Source organism: Scandinavium sp. UTDF21-P1B, from assembly GCF_040750395.1.
Taxonomy (GTDB): Bacteria; Pseudomonadota; Gammaproteobacteria; order Enterobacterales; family Enterobacteriaceae; genus Scandinavium.
The window spans coordinates 1-10,255 of the sequence record NZ_JBFLVD010000043.1 but is presented as its reverse complement, the minus strand read 5'-3'; the positions used below and the strand labels follow the sequence as shown (position 1 = coordinate 10,255).

9 protein-coding genes are annotated in these 10,255 nt (G+C 54.5%); 3 read left to right on the top strand and 6 right to left on the bottom strand.

Annotated elements, in window-relative coordinates; all coding sequences use genetic code 11:
- Positions 1–397: 397 nt before the first annotated feature.
- The gene (locus tag AB1287_RS22125; protein WP_435619124.1) at positions 398–1,696 is read left to right on the top strand and encodes an MFS family transporter; all 1,299 of its coding nucleotides are present in this window, start codon (positions 398–400) and stop codon (positions 1,694–1,696) included.
- 4 nt (positions 1,697–1,700) lie between these two features.
- Here AB1287_RS22125 and AB1287_RS22120 read toward each other — a convergent pair whose 3' ends face one another.
- The 5 genes from AB1287_RS22120 to trxC form a co-directional block, all read right to left on the bottom strand.
- Positions 1,701–2,024 (bottom strand): YfiM family lipoprotein, encoded by a 324-nt coding sequence (locus AB1287_RS22120; protein WP_435619123.1) that lies wholly within the window; start codon positions 2,022–2,024, stop codon positions 1,701–1,703.
- A gap of 40 nt (positions 2,025–2,064) precedes the next feature.
- Positions 2,065–3,420 carry a CDP-diacylglycerol--serine O-phosphatidyltransferase gene (pssA, locus tag AB1287_RS22115; RefSeq protein ID WP_435619125.1) on the bottom strand — a complete coding sequence of 452 codons (1,356 nt, stop codon included), beginning with the start codon at positions 3,418–3,420 and terminating at the stop codon, positions 2,065–2,067.
- 114 nt (positions 3,421–3,534) lie between these two features.
- Positions 3,535–6,192 (bottom strand): GNAT family N-acetyltransferase, encoded by a 2,658-nt coding sequence (locus tag AB1287_RS22110; protein ID WP_435619122.1) that lies wholly within the window; start codon positions 6,190–6,192, stop codon positions 3,535–3,537.
- Positions 6,193–6,227: 35 nt separating this feature from the next.
- A complete protein-coding gene (gene tapT, locus AB1287_RS22105; protein WP_435619121.1) occupies positions 6,228–6,926 on the bottom strand; it encodes a tRNA-uridine aminocarboxypropyltransferase in 699 nt (232 codons plus the stop codon).
- Between the two features lie 70 nt (positions 6,927–6,996).
- The gene (gene trxC, locus AB1287_RS22100) at positions 6,997–7,422 is read right to left on the bottom strand and encodes a thioredoxin TrxC (protein WP_097163319.1); all 426 of its coding nucleotides are present in this window, start codon (positions 7,420–7,422) and stop codon (positions 6,997–6,999) included.
- Between the two features lie 208 nt (positions 7,423–7,630).
- Between trxC and AB1287_RS22095 the strand changes: the two genes are divergently transcribed.
- On the top strand, positions 7,631–8,725 hold the full coding sequence (locus tag AB1287_RS22095; protein WP_435619120.1) for a tRNA/rRNA methyltransferase: 1,095 nt from the start codon (positions 7,631–7,633) through the stop codon (positions 8,723–8,725).
- A 90-nt stretch (positions 8,726–8,815) separates the two neighbouring features.
- Here the strand turns inward: AB1287_RS22095 and ung are convergent, their stop codons facing one another.
- A complete protein-coding gene (gene ung / locus AB1287_RS22090) occupies positions 8,816–9,505 on the bottom strand; it encodes a uracil-DNA glycosylase (RefSeq protein WP_435619119.1) in 690 nt (229 codons plus the stop codon).
- 307 nt (positions 9,506–9,812) lie between these two features.
- Here ung and grcA point away from each other — a divergent pair, with 307 nt between their 5' ends.
- On the top strand, positions 9,813–10,196 hold the full coding sequence (gene grcA / locus AB1287_RS22085; RefSeq protein WP_312624934.1) for an autonomous glycyl radical cofactor GrcA: 384 nt from the start codon (positions 9,813–9,815) through the stop codon (positions 10,194–10,196).
- Positions 10,197–10,255 lie beyond the last annotated feature (59 nt).

The following is a 10,255-nucleotide window of genomic DNA, read 5'->3' as shown; positions in this document are numbered from 1 at the left end:
TTTTGTTGTCTGCTGTTTGCCTGTGAGGGCTCTCCTGAGTGGGACAAATTCGTCGGGAACGAATTTGCACAGCACACAGTGCTGCCCGGAGGGTGACGGGCAGGAAGCCCGGAATACAACTGCCAGGCATCAAACAAGTGAAGAACCCCGACCATCCGGTCGGGGTTTTTTGCGTTTATACCCGAGCCAACCACAGATATATCCACAACTCTTCTTCCTCTACTCCCATTTTGGCCGTAACCCCCTCGCATTGCTGAGCATGCTAATGAAAATCGTGATATATATCCCAAATCAAGATATAACAATTGCGTAACATGTCGTTCACTAATTGTTCAGCGATGACGATGAGGATAGCTTCGTCATCGCCGACCTGGTTTTACGCTGGAGCATAATAACAATGACCGAGAATACACTTTCAGCCCGTGAGGCATTAGCGGGAAATGGCACCCGACGCCGGGTCTGGGCTATCGTTGGAGCCTCATCCGGGAACCTGGTTGAATGGTTTGATTTTTACGTCTACTCATTTTGCTCACTCTACTTCGCTCATATTTTTTTCCCAACAGGCAACACAACTACGCAACTGCTGCAAACAGCAGGGGTCTTTGCGGCCGGATTTTTGATGCGCCCTATTGGCGGTTGGCTGTTTGGCCGAATTGCCGATCGTCATGGTCGTAAAAAATCCATGCTCATCTCGGTGTGTATGATGTGCTTTGGTTCCCTGGTGATTGCCTGCTTACCGGGCTACGCAGTGATTGGTACCTGGGCTCCGGCCTTACTTTTATTGGCTCGCCTGTTTCAGGGGCTGTCAGTGGGCGGTGAGTATGGCACCAGCGCGACCTACATGAGTGAGGTGGCAATAGAGGGGCGCAAAGGTTTCTTCGCCTCTTTCCAGTATGTGACGCTAATCGGCGGCCAGCTGCTGGCATTACTGGTGGTCGTGATCCTTCAGCAGATACTCAGCAGTGACGATTTACATGCCTGGGGCTGGCGTATCCCCTTCGCGTTGGGGGCGGTTCTGGCGCTGGTTGCGCTCTGGCTTCGCCGTCAGCTGGACGAAACCTCACAGAAAGAAACGCGCATACTGAAAGAGGCGGGGTCGTTTAAAGGGCTGTGGCGAAATCGCAAAGCGTTTCTGATGGTGCTGGGCTTTACGGCCGGTGGATCGCTTGTTTTTTATACCTTCACAACCTACATGCAAAAGTACCTGGTAAACACGACGGGCATGAGCGCCAGCGTTGCCAGCATTGTAATGACTGTGGCACTCTTTGTTTATATGATCGTTCAGCCGCTGTTTGGTGCACTCTCTGACAGAATAGGCCGCCGTACGTCAATGCTCTGCTTCGGCGGCCTGGCAACGCTCTTTACTGTACCTATCCTCACGGCGCTTCAGCATGTCCATTCGCCTTATGCGGCGTTTGCTCTGGTGATGTGTGCTCTCCTCATCGCGAGTTTTTACACATCAATAAGCGGGATCCTGAAAGCGGAAATGTTTCCGGCGCAGGTTCGTGCGCTGGGCGTAGGATTGTCTTACGCCGTGGCGAATGCGTTGTTTGGCGGTTCTGCTGAATATGTTGCGCTTTCCCTGAAATCCGTCGGTTTCGAAAGTGCATTCTTCTGGTATGTGACCCTGCTGAGCGCAATCGCATTTCTGGTGTCGCTTATGCTGCACAGCAAAGGGAAAGGGTTGCGCCTGTAAGTTTTTACTGATGTGCCATTTGCCAGACCGCATAGCCGGTTGTGGCCCCGGCGATATCCCAGGCAAAGTCTTTCCAGCTCCAGCCGCTGCCAGACGGGCGGCTGTCCCAAAATTCTTTACCGGCACCGAGACTTATCGAGAACATCAGTCCGTAGGCCGCGCTGCGATCCTGATTGTATCCCTGATGCTGAGCGTATTCGTTACCGGCAGCAGAGAGCATCGCTGAAGCAATGAAATGCTGTGCTTTGTCCTGGCCGCTCCAGGCGTCGTTTGCCATATGGCTACAGCCGCATAGCCATAAGGAAGACAATAGAACTAAAGCACGCATAGTTTCTCCCAAAAAAAGCCCCGACGATGCGGGGCTGGGATTACAGAATACGGCTGATAAGTCTGTCGATGCGGATTCTCCGCAGACGGCGAATCAGCTTACGAACTTTCACCGGGTAATCGGCAATACTTTGCAGGTCACGGTAGTGTTTTACCACCGTGGTGTGAGTACGAATCAGCGCCAGCTCTTTCTCACGTGCTTCAGCCAACTGCTGTTTAGGATCGTGAATGAGAACGGCATTCTCCAGATCGAGACGCCAGGCGCGCGGGTTGAGGTTGTTGCCGGTCAGCAGCATCCACTCGTCGTCCACCCACATACCTTTCAGATGATAGCTGTTGTCCTCATCTTTCCACAGGCGCACCACCAGCTGATCTGTATTCACGTAATACTGTAGACGGCTCAGGAAGCGGCGCAGATTGATTTCATACAGATAGGGGAGCGCACCGATAATTTTGAACGGCTGATCTTCCGGAATATAGAAGTCGTTTGCTGTTTTATCCCCGACGATGATCTCAACCTTCTTGCCCTGACGCAGAAGATGAATAATGTTACGCACCAGCACGGCGGGCAGATTGAAATACGGTGTGCAGATGGTCAGCTTCTCTTCAGCACACGGCATCAAATGGAAAATAGTTTTATTGAGCATGCTCGATTTGCCGAGCCCGACCAGCGGTGTAACCGACAGCTGTTCGTTATCTGCGTCGCCGTGGAAATGATATCCGCTATCGCGAAGCTCCTGGCGATAGAGACGAATATCGTTCTTGATTTCCGGGCTCCTGGGGCGCTCGCAGCTGTCGAGACGATTCACGCCGCGGCCATGCACAAGATTCTGTTCAACCCAGTCAAACATGATATCCGCCATCCGGGCGTTACGGATGGCCTGGTAGCGGTCATAGCGATATTTATCATGCTGATGGAGATAAACGTCGTTCAGGCTGGCACCGCTGTAAAGCACGCAGTCATCAATGATAAAACCTTTGAAATGCAGAACGCCGAGCGCTTCGCGGGTATTGACCGGAACGCCGTAGACGGGCACGTTCACGCCAGGATTTTCCTGCGCCATGCGGCAATACCAGTCGGCATTGGTGTTTGAGGCAGCAGCACCAATACGGCCACGCTGTGCACGGTGCCAGTCAACGAGAATGCGTACGTCGAGCTCAGGCCGTTGACGTTTGGCGTCATAGATCGCCTGCAGAATCGCTTTACCACCGTCATCCTGTTCCAGATAGAGGGCAATAATGCAGATGCGGCGCGTGGCATTGGCGATCTTTGCCAACAGCACCTGGCGGAAATCCGCAGGGGCGTAAAAGAACTCGACATCATCAACTGACTGAGAAAGCTTGGGTAGTTGAGCAAGGTGTTGTTGATGCTTGTTGCGCTTAAATTTTGACAACATCACAGTGCGATTCTTCTCTGATTAATCAAGGGTCCTCTGTACCATGCAGACGACAGAAGCGAGCAATAATACCACCAGTGCCCGCGAAAGTGGTCAACATTTCCAGCAGCTTAGTCACGAAGGCGGTGAGGATAGTCTCAATGTTAAACCCACAATGCCGTCTTCCAGCTGGATATCCACCTCAAAACCCAGCTTACGCGCCAGGGCAATCATCCCCTGATTATTCGGCATGGTAATGCCATTTAACTGGGTGAGTCCATGTTCACGGGTGTAATCGATCAGTTTCTCAAGCAGCCGACGTCCGAGTCCGAGCCCTTTTAGATCCGATCGCACCAGCACGGCAAATTCAGCATCAATATTGTCCGGATCGGAAATAGCGCGTGTGACGCCAAGGATTTCGCGAGTCTCGCCCGAATCCAGAACTGCGACAAAAGCCATCTCACGATCGTAGTCGATCTGGGTCATGTTGGCTAAATCGTCGTGGGTAAATTCATTGATTTCACTGAAGTAGCGGTAGTACAAATCTTCTTTAGTGACCCGGGAAATAAACTGCATCAGCAGGGGTTCATCTTCAGGCAGGATAGGGCGGAAAAGGCAGCGTTCGCCATTCTTCATCTCCACCCACTCCTCAAATTGTTGCGGATAAGGCCGAACGGCCAGTCGGCTTTCAGCATTGCCTTCAAAAGGCGCGATTTCCAGCGTTACGTCCAGCGCAGTAAATTCGTTAGCCGAAGCCAGCAACGGATGAATATCCAGCCGCTGGATCTCCGGGCAGTCCACAATCAGATTCGACACCTGCACCAGAAGCTGGCTAAGCCCTGCCACATCCAATGGACGAAGCGCGCTCCGGCCACGAATTTTTTTATTTTTGATTGCCTGAATAACCAGGTAGCGGGCGAGGTTCATATTGAGCGGAGGCAGAGCTACTGCAGCCTGATCTTCAGCACGCCACTCAACTCCGCCTTCGCCTAACATGATCAGTGGACCAAACAGAGGATCGTGTTCTACCACCACTCGCAACTCTTGCGCTCCGGCACGGTTTGCCATGCTTTGCACCAGAAGCCCGTGGATCCTTGCCTGCGGCCATGCCATTTTCACGCGATCGAAGATGGCGTCAGCGGCTTGTTGTACTTCAGCTGCTGTGCGCAGGTACAGCATCACGCCCTGAACTTCTGATTTGTGGGGAATGTCCGGCGAGCGCAGCTTCAACGCAACCGGATAACCAATCTGCTCGGCAATGTGCACGGCTTCCGCGCTGTCGGCAGCGATCCATGTCGGCAGCGTTTGCATACCGTAGGCCTGGAGGATTGGCTGAACTTCATGCGTATCCAGCGATCTGGCGCCGTCGGTTATCGCTTGCTGTAGCAGGATATGGGCTTCTGCGGTGTTGGCCGTCAGATTGTCTGGCAGAACGGGCGTTTCGCGCAGCTGCTTCTGGTTACGGCGATACTCGACCATATGCATAAACGCGGTGATGGTGCCTTCCGGTGTGCGATAGGTTGGAATACCCGCGTCGCTGAACAGGCGCCTCGCTTCCTGCGAGGAATACTCGCCACACCAGTTGGTTAAAATAGTGACGTATTTCCCGCGAGCATGGCGGTTAAGTGTTTCAATCAGCGCCTGCGCGCTTTCGGTGCCGGGGGCAGCGGCGCTCGGAGAGTGAATGACCAGCAGGGCATCATAGTCCTGGCTGTCGAGCAAAATGCTCAGCGCTTTTTGGTAGTGCACACTGCTGGCGTCATCACGCAGATCGAGCGGGTTTGCCGCATTGACGCTGGCGGGAAGCGCTTCCTGAAGTGCTGCGAGTGTGTCTTCGCTGAGCGAGGCCAGTTTACCGTTGCGAAGCCAAAGCTCATCCAGCGCCAGCGCTGCCGGCGCGGCGCCGTTGCTGACGATCATCAGTTTCTCGCCGCGAAGCGGACGCATATGGCTGAGCGTTTCGACGGCGGAAAAGAGCTCGTGTGTATCCTGCACGCGTAACAGACCTGCGCGCTGGATAGCCGCATCCCAGGCGGGATCCATCCCGGAATTGACATGCAAAAGACGCTGAGCCGCCGGGCTGCGGCCGCTTTTGATCACCAGTATTGGCTTATTACGAGAGGCGCTACGCGCCGCTGAAACAAAACGCCGGGCATCGCTGAGATGTTCCAGATAGAGCAGAATGGCGCTGGTTTTGGTGTCACGGGCGAGAAAATCGAGCAGGTCGTCAACGTCGATATCCAGACTGTCGCCGAGCGCGATAAAGTATGAAAACCCCATTTCCCGCTGCTGGGCCCAGTCGAGAATGGTATTGGAAACCGCTGCCGACTGCGAAATAAAGGCCAGCTTGCCGCGCCGAATAGGCACGGGTGAGAAACTGGCGTTCAGCCCTTGCCAGGGGGCGAGCAGCCCGAGGCTGTTTGGGCCAAGCAAACGCATCTGATAGCGGGCGGCGCAGGCTTTGAGATCGCTAAACTGTTCAGGTGGGGCGGAAAGGATAATACAGGTTTTGCAGCCTTTCTGCCCAAGGGCGTCAAGCAGCATCAGGTTGCGTCTGGCGTGGGTGCAGATAACGGCTAAATCGGGCGTAAAGGGCAGGCTTTCAATGTCCGGCCAGGCCAGTACGCCCAGAACCGCTTTCCAGTTTGGCGTCACGGGTAACACCGGGCCGCCAAAACCCCCCGCCAGCAGGTTGCGCATCATTAAATAGCCAGCGCGCTGAGGCTTCATCGATGCACCGATGACGGCAATAGATTTCGGTCTCAGTAACGCTTCCAGTCCCCGTTGGCTCATCGCACTCTCTCCCGGACGATCGTTCCTGAATGATTTTAAACGCTTTCCGTCTCTGGCACTGTGATGTTTCCCTTATGCTGGGTTTTTCCTGCCAGATAGCGGGTACGGAAGCGCTGAAAATGCTCACCGAGCGCGCTGGCGGCATCGGTATCACGCGCCAGGTCCAGCAGGGCAATGGCCACTTCTGCCGTACAGTATTGACCTTCAGCGTGGACTTCACGCAGGCGATAAGCCGATACGCGTGATAAATCGACGGAGATCACTGGCAGCGAGTCGAGATAAGGGCTCTTGCGGAACATTTTACGGGCTTCTGTCCAGGTTCCGTCGAGCATGATAAACAGCGGCGGTTTACCGGAAGGAGGCGCGGTTATTACTTCTCTTTCGGCACCCGCGTAAGAGGCGGGGAAAACTACCATTGGCTGATAATCCGGATGCTGAACGAGATCCAATAATGCCTGAGGTGGTTCGGTTCTGGACCACTGAAACGCTTCGGTGTCGGGCAGAATATCGGCAATCAGCCGTCCAGTGTTGCTGGGCTTCATCGGCTCAGTATCAAACATCACCAGGCAAAAACGGCTCTGCGCAGCGGAAGGCGTTAAGGTTTCGCACAGGCACTGTTTAAGCGGCAGCAGGCAACGCTGGCAGCGGCGGATACGGTTACCACGGGCGAGAAACGGGCGAGTGGCGCGAGCGAGGCGTTCGGCGCGCAGACGAAGTACGGCGTTTTCAGTCATCGGGAAGCTATGCAGGAAAAACGCTATTGTCGCAGAGGGGAAAGTGGGGCACAAGACGTGCCCCGGCAGATTAGGCCTGAGTGGCTTCGTTCAGCCAGCTGTCAAACGGGGCTTTTGGCACAGCGCCGTTCAGCATGTCGATGACTTCGCCTTTATGGAAAATCATGATGGTCGGAATGCTGCGAATGCGAAAACGAGCGCTCAGCTCGCGCTCAGCTTCGGTGTTCACTTTCACAAAGCGCATTTTTCCGCTGCGCTCTTCCGCCACATCTTCAAAAATAGGCGCAAAATTGCGGCAAGGTCCGCACCACGGCGCCCAGAAATCAACCACGACCGGCAAATCATCTTTCAGTAATTTATCCAGCGTGGCGTCGGTTGCGTTGATCACATCGCCGTCAAACAGCTCATGGCCACAGCGACCACATTTTGCCGCATCATTAAGACGATCGTCGGGGATACGGTTAAGCGCCTGGCAACTGGCACAAACGGTATTCATAGCTAACCTCTGGGTAATCGGGTTCAGGAAACGGCCTGTATAGCCGAGATGTTTCTGTAATGTTACGTATTATCGATGAGACTGTTTTAAAGGACAATGTGGTTTATTCGATGAATACAATAGTCGCGGTCTTTGGTACGAAATCATGGCGAAGCCTGGCCACATCGGGTAATCTTCGCGCTTCGCGCAGCGCAGGTGGAGAATTAAGATGAACGACGAACTGAAAAACAAAAGCGGCAAGGTCAAAGTGATGTATGTCCGCAGTGATGATGACTCGGATAAACGCACGGCGAACCCGCGCACCGGTAAAGGCGGAGGTCGCAGCGGCCCGTCCCGTACTGAAGGTGGTCGTCGTCCTGCGCGCGACAATCGTGATGGAAAACCTCGTGACGGCAAACCTCGCGGCGATCGTTTCCGCGATCGCGACAACGCTTCCCGTGGCGACAGCCAGCCGCGTGAAAACTCACCGTGGCGCACCATTTCGCGCGCACCTGGCGAAGAAGCGGCAGAGAAACCCGATCACGGCGGGATCAGCGGCAAAAGCTTTGTCGATCCTGAAGTTATCCGCCGTCAGCGTGCGGAAGAAACCCGCGTTTACGGCGAAAATGCTTGTCAGGCCCTGTTCCAGAGCCGCCCGGACTGCATCGTACGTGCCTGGTTTATCCAGAGCGTCACGCCTCGCTTTAAAGAAGCTCTGCGCTGGATGGCGGCGAACCGCAAAGCTTATCACGTGGTCGACGAAGCGGAGCTGGCGAAAGCGTCCGGCACCGAACATCACGGCGGCGTTTGCTTCCTGATCAAAAAACGTAACGGCACAAGCGTAATGCAGTGGGTGAGCGAAGCGGCAGAAGAGGATTGCGTACTGGCGCTGGAAGATGTGGGTAACCCGCACAACCTCGGCGCTATCATGCGTAGCTGCGCGCACTTCGGCGTGAAAGGCGTAGTGGTTCAGGATGCGGCGGTGCTGGAGTCAGGCGCGGCAATCCGCACTGCGGAAGGCGGTGCAGAGCACGTCCAGCCAATCACTGGCGACAGCTTCATCGACGCGCTCGCTCAGTTCCGTAAAGCAGGTTACGCCATTGTCACCACCTCCAGCCACGAGGGTACGCCGCTGTTCAAAGCGACCATGCCGAAGAAAATGGTGCTGGTGCTGGGCCAGGAGCGCGATGGTCTGTCTGATGCCGCACTCGATTCGTCCGACCTGCGCGTTGCTATCAACGGCACGGGCAACGTTGAAAGCCTGAACGTCTCGGTAGCAACCGGTGTGCTGCTGGCCGAATGGTGGCGTCAGAATAAAGCCTGATAAGGTAACTCGCGTAGGCCCGGCAAGCGGAGCGCCGCCGGGCATTTTAGCCGGGTGACGACGATGTCTTACCCGGCCTACGATTAATCTCTACTCTTCCTCTGTCGGCAATACCGGCATCCAGTCAATTGGCGGCTCCCCACGCCGGGCAAGCCACTTGTTCGCCTGAACAAAATGATTCGAACCAAAGAAGCCGCGATGGGCAGATAGCGGAGACGGGTGCGGTGCTTTCAGCACGTGATGGCGCTGGCGGTCAATGATGGCCCCTTTCTTCTGCGCATGCGATCCCCAAAGTAAAAACACTACGCCTTCGCAGTGTTCATTGATGAGGCTAATGACCTTATCGGTGAACGTTTCCCAGCCCAGGCTTGCGTGCGAGTGTGCCTGTCCCGCGCGTACCGTCAGCACCGTGTTAAGCAGCAACACGCCCTGTCGCGCCCAGCTTTCCAGATAACCGTGCGTCGGTCGGGTAAAGCCTGGAATGGTGCCTTCCAGCTCTTTGTACATGTTCAGCAGGGAAGGCGGGATGCCCACGCCGGGGCGAACGGAAAAGGCCAGACCGTGTGCCTGCCCCGGGCCGTGGTAGGGATCCTGACCGAGGATGACCACTTTTACATCGCTCAGTTCGGTGTAACGAAATGCGTTAAACACATCCTTCTGCGGTGGGTAAATCGTCGTTCCGGCCTGACGCTCGCAGGCCACCGTTGCCAGCGTATTGATGAAATAAGGTTGTTCTTTCTCACTGGCCAGCACGTCGTGCCAGGTTAAGGGCGTCGTCATCTCGCTCTCCTGCGAATAGTTTGGCGTTAGCTTAACGACTTCTCTCTTTAGCGCAAAATTTTGTGACGATTGGCGGTGAACCAGGAATGAAAAACGATCGGTATACGTGCTTTTTATACGCCGGGAAAGTTGATGTAAAACAATAAAATTCATAGATGGACTGAGTACGCCTACTAATTCTATTGATTTAAGTCAATGATTGCGGGGTGTCAGACTGATATATATACACTCAAGCAACAATGGTTTTACCAATTGGCCAGCGTATGGCCAACGCAAAACGAATAGACGATCCTAAGAGAGGCATCAAATGATTACAGGTATCCAGATTACTAAAGCTGCTAATGACGATCTGCTGAACTCTTTCTGGCTGCTCGACAGCGAGAAAGGCGAAGCTCGCTGCCTGGTGGCAAAAGGCGGCTTCACTGAAGACCAGATTGTTGCTGTCAACAAGCTGGGCGAAATCGAATACCGTGAAATTCCGGTAAACGTACAGCCAGAAGTCCGCGTGGAAGGCGGTCAGCACCTGAACGTGAACGTGCTGCGTCGTGAAACGCTGATGGATGCCGTTGAGCACCCGGAAAAATACCCGCAGCTGACCATCCGTGTTTCCGGCTATGCGGTTCGCTTTAACTCCCTGACCCCGGAACAGCAGCGCGACGTTATCGCTCGTACTTTCACTGAAAGTCTGTAATTTCTCAGGGGTGGGAAATAAAAAAGCCGGAGAACTCTCCTAATGCTGGTCACTTAAGG

Coding starts and splice junctions, on each gene's coding strand:
- tapT (WP_435619121.1), bottom strand. CDS start 6,926: ATGACTGAAAACGCCGTACTTCGTCTGCGCGCCGAACGCCTCGCTCGC.
- AB1287_RS22120 (WP_435619123.1), bottom strand. CDS start 2,024: ATGCGTGCTTTAGTTCTATTGTCTTCCTTATGGCTATGCGGCTGTAGC.
- AB1287_RS22110 (WP_435619122.1), bottom strand. CDS start 6,192: ATGAGCCAACGGGGACTGGAAGCGTTACTGAGACCGAAATCTATTGCC.
- AB1287_RS22125 (WP_435619124.1), top strand. CDS start 398: ATGACCGAGAATACACTTTCAGCCCGTGAGGCATTAGCGGGAAATGGC.
- pssA (WP_435619125.1), bottom strand. CDS start 3,420: ATGTTGTCAAAATTTAAGCGCAACAAGCATCAACAACACCTTGCTCAA.
- AB1287_RS22095 (WP_435619120.1), top strand. CDS start 7,631: ATGAACGACGAACTGAAAAACAAAAGCGGCAAGGTCAAAGTGATGTAT.
- trxC (WP_097163319.1), bottom strand. CDS start 7,422: ATGAATACCGTTTGTGCCAGTTGCCAGGCGCTTAACCGTATCCCCGAC.
- grcA (WP_312624934.1), top strand. CDS start 9,813: ATGATTACAGGTATCCAGATTACTAAAGCTGCTAATGACGATCTGCTG.
- ung (WP_435619119.1), bottom strand. CDS start 9,505: ATGACGACGCCCTTAACCTGGCACGACGTGCTGGCCAGTGAGAAAGAA.